We start from the raw sequence: 17,892 nt of genomic DNA, 5'->3' as shown, positions 1-17,892 counted from the left end.
CGCCGCTATGTTCACAACACGTATTGCGACTAAAACCATAAAGGAGGCAAGACGATGTTTCGATCCTCATTGCGCCGCACCTGCGCGGTGTTTGCGAGTGCCCTGTCGGTGGCCGGTAGCGCCCTGGCAGTGCCCGACAACGGTTATCCGCTGCTGGACCAGGCAACGATTCGAGCGCCCTTCGAGGCGGCCTGCGAAGGCCAGCACGATTCGGTACCGCTGCCGGTTGACCCGCGCACCCTGGTGGTGGAAGGGGTGAACACCAACCCCGATGCAGCCATTCAGTTCAACGCCTTCTGGGTGGATTTGCACGCGCCCGAGGCGCCCTTCCTCAGCGGCATGCTGCCGCCGCGGCCGCAAAATTGCGGCGAATACCGGGCGGCGGTGGAGCGTGGCCGCCACAACCTGACCCGCAAAACTTACTTCCAGCCCTTTATTACCTCGGTGGCCTATTACAACCTGTACAAGGTGTGGGGCTATCCCTGGCGGCCCTCGGATTTTGACGAGCAGGTGCAAAAGCGCTACGGCTATTACGCCGCGCCCTGGAATAACCCCTATCCCTACCCCTGGGAAGACCCCAACAAAACCAACGGTGGCAGCGGCCAGCTGCCCCTGGGCATGGTGCAGGACCGCGACGACAACGGCCGCTGGACCGGGCTGATTTCGGTTACCTGTTCCGGCTGCCACGACTCGCGCCTGGGCAGCGAACAGGAGGCCACCTTCGCCTGGGGGCGTTCGGCGGATTCCAACGACGCCGGCCTGATCCAGTCCGACTTCTTCCGCGCCAACGTGGTTACCGTTCCCCTGCAGCTGGCGCCCATTCCCTGGAGCACCGGCCGTGGCACCACCGACGCCATTGGCATTGTGGATTTGTTACCGGCCCTGTTCGACGTGGAGACCATGCAGCTTTATCCAAGCCTGCTGGAATATTTCCCGAGCCACGCCGGCGGCATGTCCAAGGCGCCGCACTGGTACCACCGTGCCTGGAAGCCTCGCCAGTTCTGGGACGGTGCGCTCACCTCCGACAACGTGCGTTCGGAACTGGCCTTTGCCATGGCCAACATCATGAAGACCGGCCAGCAGCGCCGTGCGGTGTATCCGGAGTTTGAGGATAACAACCTGTTCATGATGTCCCTGTCGCCCAAGCCCTATCCGGGCGCCATCGATATTGCCCTGGCAGAGCAGGGGGCGGTGCTGTTTCACGAGCGGGACTTGTGGGCTGAGGGCGCCAATGCCGACATACCCAGGGCGCCGGGCAATGGCTCCTGCGCCAGTTGCCACGGGGTGTACTCGCCGCGCTATGCCCACGACACCAACTTCCTGCCCGATCCGCGCCTGAAAGGCGTGGCCGGCGTGATCACGCCCACGGAGACCATCGGCACCGACCCGGCCCGTGTCGGCCTGATGGAAGATGAGCGCAAGCGCCGCGCCTGGGATACCTCCTGGCTGGCCTACAACGAGCTGAGCCCGGACCACGACGGCTTCCACGATGACTTCATCACCAGCGAGTTGCGGCGCATTCCGCGGGCCGCCTACGACCGTGGCCAGGGCCCGATCTTCTCGCCGGAAGGCCCCAACACCTGGATTGACCCCTTCGGCTACGTGGCGAGCCCCCTGTACGGTGTGTGGCAGAACGCGCCCTTCTTCCACAACGGCTCCGTGCCGGATGTCTGGAGCGTGCTGCAGCCCGAGGAAAACCGCCCGGACGTCTGGCAGCGTCCCTATAGCGAGCCGGGCATATTCGGCAAGAACCGCGGCTACGACTTCAGCTTTGCGTCCTACGATATGAACCGCCTCGGCTGGAAGTATGAAGAACAGGCCTGCAGCAACTGGGCCTCGCTGTTCAGCCCCTTCCTGCCCTGCACCCAGAACATGGCGACCATCGACATTCTGTTTGCCAACATCGCCAACAAAGCGGCGGAATTCAACTCACTGGCCTACCAGTCGCCGCCCCCGGTGACCGACCAGCAGATCAAGTCGCGGATGATTTTTAACACCCACCTGTACGGCAACGGCAACCAGGGTCACAACTTCGTCAAATCCCTGACCGACGCCGAACGCTGGGCGCTGATTGAATACATGAAGACCCTGTAGCCACGGTTGCGGGGTGATCCCACCAACACTGGCCTGGCCGGTGGCGCAAGCCCCGGCCTTTTTTGTGCGTGGCTCGCCGGTGTTCCTGGGCGCTCAGCAAACCGGGCGGGGCTGGCCTAATCCGCCGGTGGCGTGCTTTGCCGATGTTTGCTGGGCAGCGTGCCCGAGAGGAATATCGTTACAGCAGACTGCACATGCCGCTTTTGCAGTGCCGCATCGGCGCTCTCGCCGTAGAACAGGGCCCGGAAGTGCAGGTCGCCTTTTACCATTTCCAGAAACTGTGACGCACCGATTTCAAGATCATCCATCTCCAGCTTGCCTGCCGCCACGGCCTTGCCCAGATAATCGCAAACCAGCGCGTGAGCGCTATCTGGCCCGGCTTCCATAAATAGCCGCCCGAGCTTGGGAGCGTGGGTGGATTCGGCGACCACCAGGCGAAAAAGGGCGGCTCGTTCCGGCTGCATCAGCACCGCCAGGAAGCGCTCTGCGATATGGGTGAGCGCGGCTTTCGGCGACAGGGAATCCAGCGCCGTAGCGGACATTTGCGCCAGGATTTCCCTGCAGCTTTCCGTCACCACTGCCTCCAGTAGCCCCTCCTTACCGCCGAAGGTCTGGTAGATCGTGCGTCGCGACCCGCCGGCGCGCTCGATGATCTTGTCGAGCGATGTGGCAGCAAAGCCCTGTTCCAGAAACAGCGCCAGCGCTGCATCCAGTACGGCCTGGCGCCGCTGTTGGCCGCGCGGGGTGGGCGCGATCGGCGAAGGGTCAACCGTGGTGGGCTGCGGCATGGCTGACGAGCTCCTGCGAATGATTTGCAATTGACACCTTAAGGTACTGGTTAGTACCATGCAACACAATAAATGGTACCAACCAGTACCTTTTGTCGATTTACAGGAGACGCATATGACCAAGCCATCAGCGGGGCGCAGTCTGGCCCTGATTCTCATGATTCTTGCGGTGACGGTGGGGCTGCTGGGAGCCTACTGGTGGTTCCATAGCCGGTTTATACAATCCACTGACAACGCCTATGTTGAAGCCGAGATGTCAGTCATTGCGCCGCGCGTTGCCGGCTACGTTGCCGAGGTGCTGGTAGAGAACAACACGCAGGTGCGGGCGGGGGATGCGTTGCTGCGCCTGGTTGCCGACGATTACCAGGCGCGCGAACGCAGGGCAGGCGCCCAACTTCAGGCCCGCACTGCGGCATTGGATACACTGGCCACTCAGGTGCAGCTGCAGAAGGCACTTATCAAGGAAGCCGAGGCCGGTGTTGCCAGTGCAAAAGCAGAACTGGCGCGCGCCCGGAGCGACAGCAAACGCTACGCCGAACTGGTTGATGACCGCGCTGCCAGTCGCCAGCAGCTGGAGTCTGCCGTGGCGGCTTTCCAGCAGGCTGAATCCGCTGTCAATGCCGCCAGCGCGGCCTTGTCGGCGCGCACCAGTGAAATGGCGGTACTGACCGCCCGTCGCAGCGAGATTGAGGCACAGCTGAGCGAGGCCGAGGCGGCCTTGACCCTGGCGCAAATCGACCTCAGCAATACGGTGGTGCGCGCCCCCATGGATGGCGTGGTGGGTAACCGACACGTTCAGGTGGGCCAGTATCTCCAGCCGGGCAGCGCGGTGCTGAACCTGGTGCCTCTGCAGGCGGTTTATGTCACGGCCAACTTCAAGGAAACCCAGGTTGAAAACATGGCGCCAGGCCAGGTGGTCGATCTGGAAATAGACGCCTATCCCGATACGCCGATTCAAGGCGTTGTGGAGAGCTTCTCACCGGCGGCAGGCTCGCGCTTCAGCCTGCTGCCGCCAGAGAATGCCACCGGCAACTTCACCAAGATTGTGCAGCGCATCCCGGTGCGCATCCGCATTGGCGCAGACAGCCCGCTGGCCGGCATGTTGCGGCCGGGGATGTCGGTGATTGCCTCCGTGGATACCCGAAGCGCACAGCCTAACGATGAGGCCCCAGTTGCGCCTCGTGTCGCGGGGGCCGGACCATGGCCGCTCTAGCCGGCGCCGCCTCACCGGCGGAGGTGGATGCCGCGCCCATCGACCCGCGCATGCTGGCCGGCTGGATTGCCATGGTGGTCGGCATGTTCCTGGCCATTTTGGACATCCAGATTGTGGCCAGCTCGCTGAATGAAATTCAGGCCGGCCTGGCCGCCAGCCCGGACGAAATCAGCTGGGTCCAGACCAGCTACCTGATTGCCGAAGTGGTGATGATTCCGCTCTCTGGCTACCTAGCGCGCATGTGGGGCAGCCGTCGCCTGTTTGTGGTCTCCGCCATCGGTTTTACCCTGACCAGCCTGGCCTGTGCCTTTGCCTGGTCACTGCCGTCGCTGATTGTATTGCGGGTGCTGCAGGGCTTCATCGGCGGCGGCATGATCCCCTGTGTTTTCTCGTCGGTGTATCTGGTATTTCCGCGCTCGCGCCAGCCCATGGCGAATGTGGCGGTCGGCATGATAGTGACCTGTGCGCCGGCGGTGGGGCCGACACTCGGTGGCTTCATCACGGAATGGCTTTCCTGGCACTGGTTGTTTGCCATTAATGTGATACCTGGCCTGATCGTCGTCACGTTGGTTGCCTCCATGCCGGACTTCGACCGCGGCGATAGTCGCCTGGCGCGGGGCTTTGATATCCAGGGGCTGATACTGATGGCGTTGTTCCTGGGTGGGCTGGAGTTCGTTCTGGACGAAGGGCCGCGTGACGACTGGTTCGACGAACCTGTCATCACCGTCTGGACCGCGATTGCGGTATCCGCCGGGGTGCTGTTCCTGTGGCGCTGCTTTAGCTATCGCCAGCCCATAGTGGACCTCACCATTTTCAAAGACCGCAACTTCACCCTGGGCTGTTTGCTGGCCGCCGTGCTGGGGTTTGGCCTGTTTGGCGGCGTTTACGTAACACCCCTTTTGCTCTCGCGCATTCACGACTTCAACGCCCTGCAGATTGGCATGGTAATGAGCGTGACCGGGATCTTCATGTTCCTGGGAGCGCCGGTCGCGGGCAAATTGGCGGAGCGTTTCGGGCCGCGGTTGGTGCTGACCTGTGGCATAGCGATGGCGGGCCTTGGTTTCATCAGCGCCGGCTGGTTTAACGCGCAATCCAAGTTCGATGCCTTGTTCTGGCCTCAGGCCATTCGCGGCGTCGGGCTGGTGTGGATGATCATCAGCGTGAACACCATTGCGCTTGGCACACTGCCCCCGGAGAAGTTGAGCAATGCCAGCGGGCTGTACAACCTGGCGCGCAACATGGGCGGCGCGGTCGGGCTGGCGGCTATCAACACCCTTCTGGATAGCCGCTTTGCTCTGCACATGGCGCGCCTTGGTGACTGGATCAATCCGGCGCGCCCGGCCTATCAGGCCCTGGCTGCACAGGTGGCTTCTGCAACGGCGGGCGCAGACAACATGCCGGTGCTGGAGATTGCGCGGCAAATGGCCGCGCGCGAAGCCATGGTCATGACTTTCAACGACATCCACCTGGTGATGGGCGCCTGTTTTGTTGCGGCGCTGCTGCTGGCACCGCTGCTACGCGCACCTCGCCAGCAAGTGACGGTAGGACATTAATATGATTCGAAATGAAAAAGTGCTGCGGCATTGCATGTTGCTTGCGGCGCTGTTGGTGACGCTCTCTGGCTGTACGGTTGGCCCCACCTATCAGGCGCCGCAGCCGGCACTACCGGCGCAGTGGCAGGGCGCAAGTGGTGCAAGTGGGGCGATAGCGCAGCAGGATAACCTCTGGTGGGAGCGCTTCAACGACCCGGTGTTGACCCGTTTGATAGAGCAGGCGCTAGCCGCCAACCACGATGTGCGTATTGCCGGCTTGAAAGTCCAGCAGGCGCAGGCCATGCGTGCTGCAGTCAGTGGCGCACTGTATCCGGGCGTTGATGCGCTCACATCGACAAACCGGGATTCATTCAGCGAGAACGGGCCGGACCCCATCGCCTTCCTGCCCGGGGTGCCACTGGATCAGCACGGCTATCGCATGGGGCTCAACATGGCCTGGGAGATTGACCTTTTCGGGTATACCCGGCGCCAGGTCGAGGCAGCGGATGCCCGCATCGGGCAGAGTGCGGCGCTGGCACGAGGCGCCCAACTGGCGGTGGTGGCCGAGGTTGCCTCCAGCTACTTTGAATGGCGTGGCCTGCAGAAGCGCATGGCCATCATGCGCCAGAACATTGCGCTGCAGGAATCCACCGTTGATCTGGTGCAGCGCCAGCTGAATGCCGGCCTGGTCAGTGACTTTGATTTGCAGCGCGCAGAAGCTCAATTGCAAGGGACCCGGGCGGCATTGCCCACCCTGCGCTCGGCCAGTGCCGCAGTGCAGAACCGCCTGGCGGTGCTGATCGCACAGATGCCGGCGCAGCTGGATCGAGAGTTGGCCGCATCGGAGGCCCTGCCAACGCCGCCTGAGCGCATTCCGGTTGGCCTGCCATCGGAGGTGCTGCGCCAGCGTCCGGATATTATGGCGGCAGAGCGGGCGATGGCATCGGCAACGGCGCAGGTGGGTGTGGCAACCGCCGCATTGTTCCCGCGCTTTTCGCTGACCGGCAGTGTGGGTGTTGCAAGCAGCCACAGCGATAACTGGCTTGACGCAGACAGCAGCTTCCATGGCCTGGGGGCGCGTCTTGACTGGCCGCTGTTTGCAGGTGGTGCCCTGCGCGCCAACATCGCCGCGGCCAGCTTGCGTGATGACGAGGCGGCGCTGCGATACGAGCAGGTGGTGCTGCAATCGCTGGCGGAAGTGGAGTCCGCTTTGGTGGCCTTCAGGGAAGCCCACCAGCGCCGCCAGGGTCTTGCCCGGGCGGCCAATACCAGTGCCGATGTTGTGCGTCTTGCAAGGCGCCAGTATACGGCGGGGGTTGCCGACTTCCTGGCGGTGCTGGATGCCGAGCGCGAACTGCAGTCTGCGCAGGATCAACTGGCGCAGGCAGAAACGGCCAACCTGCTTGAGTGGGTGCTGCTGTACCGCGCCATGGGCGGTGGCTGGACAGATTCAGCAGCCGTGGCCCGGGCAGACCAGGCGCCTGTCGATAACCTTTGGCCCGCCCCCGGCAACTAGATGTGTGTTGGTTGCCGCTGGCCTTCGTCGCGCATCCGGCTAAGGGCGCTGGGTCCTGATGCGGCTGGTCAAGGGGTATACCAGATGGGCGATGTCCAGGCGCGTTCCTGCAGGCTGACTGGCACGTCAGTCGGCCGTTTCAGGCCGGTGCGCGCTGCGTCATAGGTTGACCAGCGCGGGGTGGGTATCTGCAGAATGCGCGCGTAGTAAAGCGCCGGGCGCGCGGCGTCAAAATCCGGGTCGGTCCAGAACGCATGCAGTTGTACGGCGCCAATATCGTTGGTGTAGGTGGCATCGGCTTCGTTCACCGTGTTGCCCACTGGTGCCACCTTGCCGTCCTCGCCCGGTTTGCGCCCGCCAGACAGGGCCACGTTGTAGATTTTTGAGCGCGGCTCTCCTTTGGCGTCGACCCAGCCCTTGATGATTTGAATCCGGTCGAGGTTTGCGCCGTCGGTTTCCTTGATGGCGTGAACCACAAAGGTGGGGGCCGCCCCCTGCGGGGCCGCTGTCAGGTCGCCGCCCATCGGCACGGCGCTGGTGTAGGCCTGTTGCAGGGCGTGTTGTGCTCCGGGTTTGAAATCCGCCAGGCCAAAGCCGCCAAACATGCGTACTTTCAGCCGTGGCCCGGATGTTGCGAAGGTTTCACGGCGCTTGAGCGCGTCAAAAATGCCGTCGCGGGTGTTGGAGATGGCCCACACACCGGCCACACCGCCGGTACTGAACTGGCGCACCTGGCGGGCTGCCGCCGCGCCCACCCCGGGCGGCCCCTGCAGCCGGTGTTTCGCTTCGCTCTCAAAGCCGAACTTGCCGGTGTAATTGTCCTCTTCGATGGTGGATGCGCCATTGTGCGTATCCGAATCGCCAATGAATCCGTATTTAAAGGGGTTTCCATTGCCCTCGGTGGCCAGTTTGAGCCCGCGTATTAATGCCTCCCTCGCGTATCCGCCACGCTTGTGCTCAGGGGGCGTGGCGGTGGCGGCAAGGGTGTAGTCCCACAGCTCGAAGCTGCCAAACTCGTCATTGGGATAGAGGGCCGGGTGTGTTTCTGACGTGCCCTTGATCTGGGTGATTTCATACAGCGGTTCGTTGCGCATCCGGGCGGCGGCATAGGTCGCATCCAGTTTGCTGCCGCCATAGGATTCTCCCACCGGGAACATGATGCCATCACTGGCGTTGCCGTTGTGCGGCACCGCCAGCAGATCGTTGCCGGCGGCGCGCTGTTTGTCCATCCACTGCCACAAGTCTTCTGGCTTGCTGGAGTCCAGGGCAGAAAAGGGGGCGTCTGGCACGCTGGCGGTGTCGCGGAAGAAAACCACCCGGTGGATATTTCGCCAGTCCGGTGCCGAGGTCCATTCGTAGCCCGCCATGGTGGTGAAAACGCCGGGCTCATAGTGCCTGTCGACAATCTCGACAACCTGCGACCACAGGTTCTGTGCCAGCTTCGTGTCGCCGAGAATCGGGTCGACCTTCGGCGGCACGCTGTACATGCCGTTGCTGATGGTGGTGTAGGCGGCAAAGGACTTTTGCGCGTCGTCACCGGTGATGTCCGCCGCCAGCGGGTGCCGGCTGACAGGGCTGTCGGGGTCTGCCATCAGCGGGAGTGCCCCGAGGTATTCGGCGTGGTCGGAGACGATGTACCAGTCCAGGGGCACTTTGATCTGCAGTGCGTCTCCGCTGCCAGGGTTGGGGATCCGTTCGCCCTTGGCCCAGCGGTAGGCGGAGTCGGGCTCGGTGAAGGCGCCGTTGATAAAACCGTCGAACGACCAGCCGGTATGGACATGGAGATTGCCGAAGTACACATCGCGCACCGGGTTGGTTGCCATGGCACTGTTACCATCATTGCCACTGACAGGGGCAGCGCTTTGCGCGATGGCCTGGCCACCGGCGGCAAGCGCTAGCGGCAACAAACCCAAAAACTGGCCTAGACGTCCCATAGCGTTGTACTCCTTTGTTGCTGCTGGCTGCCGATTAGCGGGTTGATCCATCCGATCGAGACCGACCGCAGGCGAGCGGCACTTTTGCCGCCACCTGTATCCCGCTTGCGGGGCGGAACCGAGGGGCGCCCCAAAATAGGTAAACCGGAGTATAGCGCAGGGGCGCCGGGTTAAGTTCAGCCCAACGGCCGCTCTCTTCTGGCAAGGGCAAGGGCAAGGGCAAGGGCGGGGCAAGGGCCCGGTGCGGCTTCTGGCACCGCGGTGTTAGATGGCGCCGGGCCGGGCCAGCGACACGCGAATGCCGGTCATGTGCGCCTGGTTGGACAGGCGCTCGTAGCTGCCCGGCCCCCTGGGCAGCAGGCGGTTGACGTTGGCTCCCGGGTGGCGGCTGGCCACGCCCAGGCTGTTGGCGCTGCGGTGGCCCCAGCCGTGGGTCATGGCCACCACGCCCGGGCGCAGGCTGTCGTCGATGTGTACCCGGGCCTGCAGGTGGCCCCATGCGCTTTGCACGGTCACTTCGTCGCCTTCTGCCAGCGCAAGGCGTGCCGCATCCTCGGCGTTGATGTGCAGGGGGTTGTCCAGGAAGCCGCTGCGCTTTAGATAGGGCGCGTTGTGAAACCAGCTGTTCAGCATGTGGTTGGTGCGCAAGGTGATCAGCTTCAGGGTGTCGGCGGGCTCGGTGGCCAGTTCGTTAAAAATCCGGCTGGACTGGGAAATGGCGGCGTCAAACAGGGGCGGACAGCAGTCTACCCGCTGCGAATCCCGCTGCAGCCAGTCGCTGAAGAAGCGGCCGGTCTGGTGGTCTGGCAGCAGGGCGCACTGCCCCGGCGCCGTTTTGAGTTGGGCGATGTCGAGGCCGGCATGGCGCAGCATGCTGTTCAGGCGGGCAAACGGGTCGGGGGCCTCGTCGGCGTCGAAGGGGGAGGGCAGGCCCATGGCCTGTGCCAGTTTGCCGAGTATCCACCACTCCTCGCGCCGCTCGGCGGATGGCGGGACCACGGCGTCGGTGTACTGGACGTGGGGCACAGACTGCATGCCAAGGCCACAGAGGTTCAGGTCGGCCCGCTCCAGCATGTCGGTGGCGGGCAGGGTGTAGTGGGCCAGTTCGCCGGTGACATTGCGGAAAATGTCGATCACCACCAGCAGTTCCAACTCGGTGAAGGCGTGGCGCAGCGCCGCCTCGCCGCCAATGGACAGCAGCGGGTTGCCGGCAATCACAAACAGTGCCTTCACCGGCTTGTCTGGCTGGCCGATGAAGTCTGCCATCAGGTTGGCGGGCAGTGCGCCGCGGATATGGCGCAGTTCCCCGTAGCTGGAATCGAAGAAGGGGCTATGATCAACGCTCACCCGGCCGGCGCGGGCGGCGGGATAAAAACCCAGTGAATAGAGATTGCCGCCGCGCCTGTCGAGGTTGCCGCTGACCAGGCTCAGCATCTGCAGCAGCCAGTAGCACAGGGTGCCCTGGCGGCCCATGTTGACCCCGGTGCTCATGTGCACGCAGGCCGAGGGCGCGGTGCCAAAGTCGTGTGCCAGGGTGCGAATGTCCCCGGCATCAAGGCCCACCACCGGGGCGACGCGTTCGGCGCTGTAGGGGGCAATAAAGTCCCGCAGGGCATCCACGCGCTCGCCGTGGGCCGCCAGGATGTCTTCGCGCCACAGGCCGGCGCGCTGCATTTCGTGCAGCAGGGCCGCCATCAGGTAGAGGTCGGTGTCCGGCTTGATCTGCAGCACTTCGCCGGTGCGGGGGCTGGCGGATTCGATGCGCCGGGGGTTGACGTACACCACCCGCCCACCGCGGCTCACCACAGCGCGCAACGCCGCCATCGGGTCGAAGATGGACAGGAAGCTCATGTGTGAAACCTTGGGGTTTTCGCCAAAAATCAGGCAGAAGCTGCTGCGGCCGATGTCGGGAATCGGGTGTAGGGTGCTGGTGCCGTACACCGCCTCGGCGCCGGCAAATTTGTTGGCGCAGTCCTGGGTGCCGGAGTTGAACACATGGCGGGTGCCAAGCTGGCGGAAGAAGTGCACGATGGCCTCGCCGCCCAGGGCGTTGAAGGCGGTGGGGTTGCCGATGTAGCCGGCGATGACGTCGTTGCCGTGGCGCTCGCGAATGGCCCGGGTTTTGTCGGCAATCTCCTGCAGGGCCTGGGGCCAGCTCAGGTTGGCCCACTGCTTGCCGTCGCGGCGCTGGGGGTGGTCGAGACGGTCCCGGTCCAGGTGTATCTGGGTGAAGTTGACCCCCTTGTGGCAGGCAAAGCCGCCGCTCAGTGGGTGGTCGCGCTGGGGGCTAAGGCCCAGCAGGCGCTCGCCGGTGGCGGATTGCTCCACTTGCGCGTCCAGGGGGCAGCCGGGTTCGCAGACACGGCAGAAGGTTTTCTTGTGGATGATCGCCATGTGGTTGTCCTCAATACAGGTGGGATGTAAGCACCCGCTGGCCGCCCGCTCAAGCTATTGGCACTGATAGTGGCTGTGGCGGCGGTGGTGAGGAGTGTTTGCGTCGCCGTGAATATTTTTGGCGAATTTCCGGGCGAAGCTGACGGCAGGTGCTATGTTTTTGGCTGTCGGCAGCGCCGGCACAACACCCTATGGAGAGAACACATGAAAACGAGAATGACACTGGCCGCGGCCCTGGCTGCAGGGCTTGCCCTGCCGGCACAGGCGGATGATACCGGCTTCTATATCGGTGGCAGCGTCGGCCAGGCCTATACCGAGGCCGAAGCCCGCGACATTATTGAAAACAGCGACTACGACCTGGACGACGACGACTTCGGCTACAAGGTGTTCGCTGGCTGGCAGTTCCTGTCCATCCTGGGTGTGGAAGCGGGCTACGTGGACTTTGGCGAAGTGGAGGGTGACTCCACCTTCTCCCGCGCCCGGGTGGCCACCGATGCCTGGGATGCGTTTTTGGTGGGTAACCTGCCGCTGGGCTTTATCGACCTGTTTGCCAAGGTGGGGGTGGTGTACGCCGATACAGACTTTCGCATTGAGCAGGGCGGCGTCAGTTTCAGCGACAGCGACAGCAGCACCGACCCGGCCTACGGTATCGGGGCAGATCTGGAACTCGGCAACTTCGCCATCCGTGGCGAGTGGGAGTACTTCGATGTCGACAACCTCGACGACCTGTCCATGTTCAGCGTGGGTTTGACCTACCAGTTCTAGGTGTTTACAGCGCCATCAGGTGGCGGCCCGGCGTCGGCCGCCGCCCATTCCCAGGCCGAACTGGGCCACCAGGTCGCGCATCACTTCCAGCACACCGCCGCCGAAGGTATTGATCTGGCAACGGCGGTACTCCGCTTCCAACTCGCCCTGCAGCAGGGCGCCCGCACTGTCGGCGCGCAGGTTGGCCGCCGGGCCCAGGGCGTCGATCAGCAGGCGATAGATTTCAATCTGTGACTCGGTGCTGAAGGTCTTGATGGCCGATGAGTAGGCCGGGTCCGGCTCTTCGTTCTCCATTCGCGACACCATGCGCCAGGTGGTGAGCCGCATGGCCTCCAGCCGGGCGTAGGCCTGCCCCAGCAGGGTTTGCACCACCGGGCGGTCGATGGGGCGCTCGCCGCTGGCTTCTGCGGTGCGGGCCCAGGCCAGGGCCTGCTCGTAGAGCTTCCAGGCGTAAACGCCGATGGCCGCCAGCCCCACCCGCTCGTGGTTGAGCTGGGAGGTAATGAGCTTCCAGCCGCCGTTCAGCTCGCCGCAGATCATGTCGTGGGGGCAGCGCACGTTGTCGTAGTAGGACATGTTGGTGCGCACATCCCCCACGGTGTGAATGGGGGCGTAGCTGAAGCCCGGCTGTTTGGCATCCACCATCAATACGCTGATGCCGGCGTGGGGGCGTGCTGCCTGCGGGTCGGTGCGCGCCGCCAGCCAGATGTAGTCCGCCGCTTCGGCGCTGGAGGTGAATACCTTGGTGCCGTTAATCACCCATTCGTCGCCTTCGCGCACCGCGCTGGTTTTCAGGCTGGCCAGGTCGGTGCCCGCCTGGGGTTCGGAATAGCCGATGGCAAAGTGCAGTTCGCCGGCGGCGATTTTCGGCAGGAAGAACTGCTTATGGGCCTCGGAGCCGTGGGCGATGATGGCCGGCCCCACTGTGTTGATGGTGACAAAGGGCAGGGGGGCGCAGGCCAACTGGGCCTCTTCGAACAGGATCATCTGATCCATCGGGCCGCGGCCCTGGCCGCCGTAGGCCTCGGGCCAGCCCAGGGTCAGCCAGCCGTCCTTGCCGATCTGGCGGATCACCGATTTGTAGGCGTCGCCGCCCTCGTTGCCGCGGGTTTCGCGGATCAATGCCGGTGTCATCAGTTGCTGGAAGTAGCTGCGCAGTTCCTGGCGCAGGGCTTGCTGCTGGGGGCTGAGTTCGAGATGCATGGCGTGCTCTGTCGGGTGTCGGAAGTCGAATTATTGTTGAACTTGAATTTAAATTCAATAATACTGCCGCCACAACGGAGCCACAGAATAAGCGAGCCTCAACCACCGTGAGTCCAGCCAGCCCCGCCAGCGAAAAGTCCCCCCGGCGCAGCGCCCGTGGCGAAGCCGCCCGTCGCCGACTCATGGACGCGGCCATCCGGGTGCTCGACCGGGTGGGCGTGCACCAGATGCGCATCAAAGACGTCACCGCCGAAGCGGGGGTGGCGGCGGGCCTGTTCTACCACTACTTCAAAGACCTGCGGCAGCTGGTGGACGAGGTGCTCGAAGAGCACATCGCCGAGTTCGAGGCGGTGGATGTGATCGAGAAGGACGTGGGCAAGGGCGACTGGTTCAACCGCCTGCGCGCCCACTACGAAATCTGTGTGCGGGTGCATGCCGAGCACCCGGGCATCATGCGCTGCATCGCCCAGTTCAGCGCCGACGACCCGGCCTTTCGCGAGCGCTGGAAGCGCTCCTTCAACCGGCGCCTGGACCTGCTGGTGGAAGTGTTTCCCTTTGTCTTCCCCGACTGCCCGCTGAACAAAGCCCAGGTAGAACTGCTGGTGCACGGCCTGTCTGGCGTCGGCAAAGACCTGATGACCGAGTACTACATTGACCGCGACCCGGCCCTGCGCGCGGTGGCGCTGAGCCAGGAGGCTATGGCCGAGTGGTTGGCAGCCCTGTTGTACCGTGGCCTGTTCGCCTGTAACCCCCCGCAATCGCAGCTGCGCCACGCGCTGCCGATTCTCACCATCACTAGGAAATGAGCATGTCTGACGCGACCCCCGACCTCTCCGCCTACCTGGGCGGTGATCGCGGCCCCTACCGCAGCTGGGATGCGGTCAACCGCCCGATGATCCGCCACTGGTGCGAAGCCCTGGGCGATGACAACCCCATCTACCACGATGCCGACGCCGCTCGCGCTGCAGGTTTTGACGGCATCGTGGCCCCGCCCACCATGCTGCAGGCCTGGACCATGCGCGGCTACCGCGAAGCGCGCCCGCCAGGCTCGGACACCAGTGACCCCTTCGAAGTGCTGGTGGCGCTGGAGGAACTGGGTTACCCCGCGGTGGTGGCGGTGAACTGCGAGCAGGAATACACCCAGTACGTTGGCGAGGGTGACACCCTTTACCACCGCTCAACCATCGAATCCATTTCCGAGCAAAAGAGCACCGCCCTGGGGGTGGGCTTTTTTGTCACTGAGCTGTCCACCTACTACAACCAGCGCGACGAAGTGGTGGGCACCATGCGCTTCCGGGTTTTTAAATTTGCCCCCCACGCCCGGGACGAAGCCGCCGCGCCAGTAGAGGCCGGCAGTGCGCCGCCGGCAGTGCGCCGCATGCGCCCGGTGCGCAATGAAGACACCCGCTTCTTCTGGGAAGGCGTGGAAGCCGGCGAGCTGCGCGTGCAGCGTTGCGGCGGCTGCCAGACCCTGCGCCACCCGCCGTCGTCGGCCTGCCCCCACTGCCAGTCGCTGGAGTGGACGCCCCAGCGGGTCAGCGGCCGCGGCACCGTGTACAGCTTTGTGACCATGCACTACCCCGAGATTCCCCCCTTCGACTACCCCAACCTGATTGCCTTGGTGGAGTTGGAAGAGGGCACCCGCCTGGTGAGCAACCTGGTGGGTGTATCGCGCCACGATGTGCGCATTGGCATGCCGGTCCAGGTGGAATTTGCCGAAGTGGAGCCGGGCTTTCAGTTGCACCAGTTCCGCCCGCTGGAGGGCTGCTGATGGACTTCACCTACAGCGACGACCAGCAGGCGATAGCCGCTCTGGCGAAGCAGATCTTCCGCGACAAAGTCAGCAACGGCCAGGCCGCCCCGGACCTGTGGGCAACCCTGGCCGAGGCCGGCCTGCTGGGCGTGGCGCTGGATGAACACAGTGGTGGTGCCGGCTTTGGCCTGCTGGGTGCCGGGCTGGTGCTGAAGGAAATGGGCGCGGTGCTGGCACCGCTGCCCCTGCTGCCGGCCACGGTGGCGGCCCTGGCCCAGGCCGAGGGCGGCGATACAGCAGGCGCATCGCGCCTGGCATCCGGCGCTGGCTACAGCGTGGCCTGTGCCGACAGCGGCCTGACGCTTGAGGACGCAGCGCAGAGCGATGGGGCGAGCGATGGGGCGAGCGATGGGGCTAAGGTCGTCGTGAGCGGCGAACTCGTTTCCGTGCCCTTTGCCGGTGACGCCGATGCCCTCATCGCCATCGCCGGTGAGCACCTGGTGCAGATACCGCTTGACCAGCACGAGATACAGCGCGATGCCCAGCTCACCACCAACCACCTGCCAGCGGCGCGCATCACATTGCAGCGTGCCAGCGCCCGGGTGCTTGGCGGCGGCGACGCTTGCACCCGGCTGCGCCAGCGCCTGCAGGCACTGACCGCCATGCTGCAACTGGGAGTGGTAGAAGAGGCGTTGGCGCGCACCGCGGCCTTCACGGTGGAGCGCCAACAGTTTGGCCAGCCCCTGGCCCGTTTCCAGGCGGTGTCGCAGCGGGCGGCGGATGGCTACATCGACATTGAAGCCCTGCGCGCCACCGCCGAGAGCGCCCTGTGGCGTTTGCAGACAGGGCAGGATGCCACCCTGGAGGCGGCCACCGCCCTGTGGTGGGCGGCGGAGGCCGGCCACCGGGTTGGCCACACCGCCCAGCATTTGCACGGCGGCATTGGCGCCGACATTGACTACCCGATCCATCGCTATTTTCTCTGGGCCAAGCAACTGGAATTCAGCCAGGGCGGCGCGGTGCACACCGCCGCGGCCATGGGCGAGCAGTTGGCCCTGCATTCCGCCATCGGAGGACGCAAGTGAACGAGCTTACCCTGAATGCCGTGAAGGTGGGCGACACCCTGCCGGAGCTGGTTATCGACATTACCCCGCGCCTGATTGTGGGCGCCGCCATCGCCACCCGGGATTACCAGAACGTCCACCACGACAAGGCCGGGGCCCAGGCCCTGGGCTCGCCGGACATCTTCATGAACATCCTGACTACCAACGGCCTGGTGGGGCGTTATGTCACCGACTGGGCCGGCCCCCGGGCGCGCCTTGGCAAAGTCGCCATCAAGCTCGGCGCGCCCAACTACCCCGGCGACACTATGACCTTCCGCGGCGAAGTGCTGGAAGTGGACAGTGGCAGTGGCCGCGTGGTGCTGGATATCAAGGGCAAAAACAGCATGGGCTATCACGTGACCGGCAGCGTGGAACTGACCCTGGCACAGGAGGCAGCGGCATGAGCAAGCAAGGGCAGGGCGATCACTTCCTTCGCGACAAGGCCGCCATCGTCGGGGTTGGCGCCACGGAATTTTCCAAGCAGTCCGGGCGCACCGAAATCCAGCTCGGCGTAGAGGCCATTCTGGCCGCCCTGGCCGATGCCGGCATCGACCCGGTGGAGGTGGACGGCATGGCCACCTACACCATGGACAACAACCCCGAGATTGAACTGCACCGCCTGATTGGTGGGCGCGCGTTGCGCTTTTTCTCCCGCGCCCACTACGGCGGCGGGGCGGCCTGCGCGCCGGTCATGCACGCCGCCATGGCGGTGGCCACCGGGGTGGCCGACGTGGTGGTGGTGTACCGGGCCATGAACGAGCGCTCCGGCTTTCGCTTTGGCCAGGGTGGCCTGCTCACCGAAGACCCCAACGCCTTCGAGACAGTGGACTTTGGCTGGTACTTCCCCCATGGGCTGATGACCCCGGCCAGCTGGATTGCCATGTTCGCCCAGCGCTACCTGCACGAAACCGACGCCACCACCGAGGACTTCGGCCGGGTGGCGGTGGGTGGGCGCGACTTTGCCTCCACCAACCCCAAGGCCTGGTTCTACCAGCAGCCCATCACCCTGGAGGAACACCAGGCGGCGCGCTGGATTGCCGAGCCCCTGCGCCTGCTGGACTGCTGCCAGGAAAGCGACGGCGCGGTGGCCATGGTGATCACCTCCGCCGAGCGCGCCAAAGACCTGAAGCGGCCCCCGGTGCTGGTGCGCGGCGCCTCCCAGGGCGCGGCGGACGACCAGCGCATGATGACTTCTTTCTACCGCAAGAGCCTGACCGGGCTGCCGGAAATGGGCGAAGTGGCGCGCAATCTCTATGCCATGTCCGGGCTTGGCCCCGCCGACATGCAGGCGGCGGTGCTCTACGACCACTTCTCGCCCTTTGTGCTGCCCCAGTTGGAGGAGTTCGGCTTTGCCGAGCGCGGCAAAGCCTGCGACTTCCTGCGCGAAGGTCACCACCTGCGCGGCGGCAAGCTGCCGGTCAACCCCCACGGCGGCCAGCTGGGCGAAGCCTATATTCACGGCCTGAACGGCGTGGCCGAAGCGGTGCGCCAGGTGCGCGGCGAAGCGGCCAACCAGGTGGCGGGCCTGGAGCACATTCTGGTGACCGCTGGCACCGGCGTGCCCACCAGCGGACTGATTCTTGGAGGAGCCTCCTGA

14 protein-coding genes are annotated in these 17,892 nt (G+C 64.4%); 10 read left to right on the top strand and 4 right to left on the bottom strand.

Annotated elements, in window-relative coordinates; all coding sequences use genetic code 11:
* The first annotated feature begins 54 nt into the window (after positions 1-54).
* On the top strand, positions 55-2,094 hold the full coding sequence (gene roxA, locus DDZ17_RS04185; protein WP_206613431.1) for a rubber dioxygenase RoxA: 2,040 nt from the start codon (positions 55-57) through the stop codon (positions 2,092-2,094).
* 116 nt (positions 2,095-2,210) lie between these two features.
* Here roxA and DDZ17_RS04180 read toward each other — a convergent pair whose 3' ends face one another.
* A complete protein-coding gene (locus DDZ17_RS04180) occupies positions 2,211-2,882 on the bottom strand; it encodes a TetR/AcrR family transcriptional regulator (RefSeq protein ID WP_170150144.1) in 672 nt (223 codons plus the stop codon).
* Between the two features lie 115 nt (positions 2,883-2,997).
* Between DDZ17_RS04180 and DDZ17_RS04175 the strand changes: the two genes are divergently transcribed.
* Genes DDZ17_RS04175 through DDZ17_RS04165 form a run of 3 tightly spaced genes read left to right on the top strand, consistent with a single transcriptional unit; the run spans position 2,998 to position 7,143 of the window.
* A complete protein-coding gene (locus tag DDZ17_RS04175; protein WP_206613430.1) occupies positions 2,998-4,095 on the top strand; it encodes an HlyD family secretion protein in 1,098 nt (365 codons plus the stop codon).
* Entirely contained in the window at positions 4,083-5,648 is a 1,566-nt protein-coding gene (locus DDZ17_RS04170) for a DHA2 family efflux MFS transporter permease subunit (RefSeq protein WP_116364654.1), read from the top strand. The genes DDZ17_RS04175 and DDZ17_RS04170 overlap by 13 nt, the downstream gene beginning before the upstream one ends.
* Before the next feature lies 1 nt (position 5,649).
* Positions 5,650-7,143: an efflux transporter outer membrane subunit gene (locus DDZ17_RS04165; protein ID WP_116364653.1), complete on the top strand. Its 1,494-nt coding sequence runs from the start codon at positions 5,650-5,652 to the stop codon at positions 7,141-7,143.
* Between the two features lie 68 nt (positions 7,144-7,211).
* Here the strand turns inward: DDZ17_RS04165 and DDZ17_RS04160 are convergent, their stop codons facing one another.
* Positions 7,212-9,077 (bottom strand): DUF3604 domain-containing protein, encoded by a 1,866-nt coding sequence (locus DDZ17_RS04160; protein WP_157976431.1) that lies wholly within the window; start codon positions 9,075-9,077, stop codon positions 7,212-7,214.
* A 264-nt stretch (positions 9,078-9,341) separates the two neighbouring features.
* Positions 9,342-11,471 carry a molybdopterin-containing oxidoreductase family protein gene (locus DDZ17_RS04155; protein WP_116364651.1) on the bottom strand — a complete coding sequence of 710 codons (2,130 nt, stop codon included), beginning with the start codon at positions 11,469-11,471 and terminating at the stop codon, positions 9,342-9,344.
* Between the two features lie 204 nt (positions 11,472-11,675).
* Here DDZ17_RS04155 and DDZ17_RS04150 point away from each other — a divergent pair, with 204 nt between their 5' ends.
* Positions 11,676-12,236 carry an outer membrane beta-barrel protein gene (locus DDZ17_RS04150; RefSeq protein WP_116364650.1) on the top strand — a complete coding sequence of 187 codons (561 nt, stop codon included), beginning with the start codon at positions 11,676-11,678 and terminating at the stop codon, positions 12,234-12,236.
* Between the two features lie 15 nt (positions 12,237-12,251).
* On the opposite strand, the gene DDZ17_RS04145 is transcribed toward DDZ17_RS04150, so the two are convergent.
* Positions 12,252-13,439 (bottom strand): acyl-CoA dehydrogenase family protein, encoded by a 1,188-nt coding sequence (locus DDZ17_RS04145; RefSeq protein WP_116364649.1) that lies wholly within the window; start codon positions 13,437-13,439, stop codon positions 12,252-12,254.
* Positions 13,440-13,546: 107 nt separating this feature from the next.
* Between DDZ17_RS04145 and DDZ17_RS04140 the strand changes: the two genes are divergently transcribed.
* Genes DDZ17_RS04140 through DDZ17_RS04120 form a run of 5 tightly spaced genes read left to right on the top strand, consistent with a single transcriptional unit; the run spans position 13,547 to position 17,892 of the window.
* Entirely contained in the window at positions 13,547-14,245 is a 699-nt protein-coding gene (locus tag DDZ17_RS04140; protein WP_157976430.1) for a TetR/AcrR family transcriptional regulator, read from the top strand.
* Between the two features lie 2 nt (positions 14,246-14,247).
* Positions 14,248-15,210 carry a bifunctional MaoC family dehydratase N-terminal/OB-fold nucleic acid binding domain-containing protein gene (locus tag DDZ17_RS04135; protein ID WP_206613429.1) on the top strand — a complete coding sequence of 321 codons (963 nt, stop codon included), beginning with the start codon at positions 14,248-14,250 and terminating at the stop codon, positions 15,208-15,210.
* The gene (locus tag DDZ17_RS04130; RefSeq protein ID WP_116364646.1) at positions 15,210-16,277 is read left to right on the top strand and encodes an acyl-CoA dehydrogenase family protein; all 1,068 of its coding nucleotides are present in this window, start codon (positions 15,210-15,212) and stop codon (positions 16,275-16,277) included. The genes DDZ17_RS04135 and DDZ17_RS04130 overlap by 1 nt, the downstream gene beginning before the upstream one ends.
* Complete coding sequence (locus tag DDZ17_RS04125; protein ID WP_241505777.1) at positions 16,274-16,699, top strand: MaoC family dehydratase; 426 nt, start codon at positions 16,274-16,276, stop codon at positions 16,697-16,699. Before DDZ17_RS04130 ends, DDZ17_RS04125 begins: the two co-directional genes overlap by 4 nt.
* Complete coding sequence (locus tag DDZ17_RS04120; protein ID WP_116364645.1) at positions 16,696-17,892, top strand: lipid-transfer protein; 1,197 nt, start codon at positions 16,696-16,698, stop codon at positions 17,890-17,892. The genes DDZ17_RS04125 and DDZ17_RS04120 overlap by 4 nt, the downstream gene beginning before the upstream one ends.

Origin of the sequence: Parahaliea mediterranea, from assembly GCF_003402235.1 — a bacterium.
Lineage (GTDB): Bacteria > Pseudomonadota > Gammaproteobacteria > Pseudomonadales > Halieaceae > Parahaliea > Parahaliea mediterranea.
The sequence above is the reverse complement of the archived record's forward strand: the minus strand, read 5'-3'. Positions and strand labels throughout refer to the sequence as shown.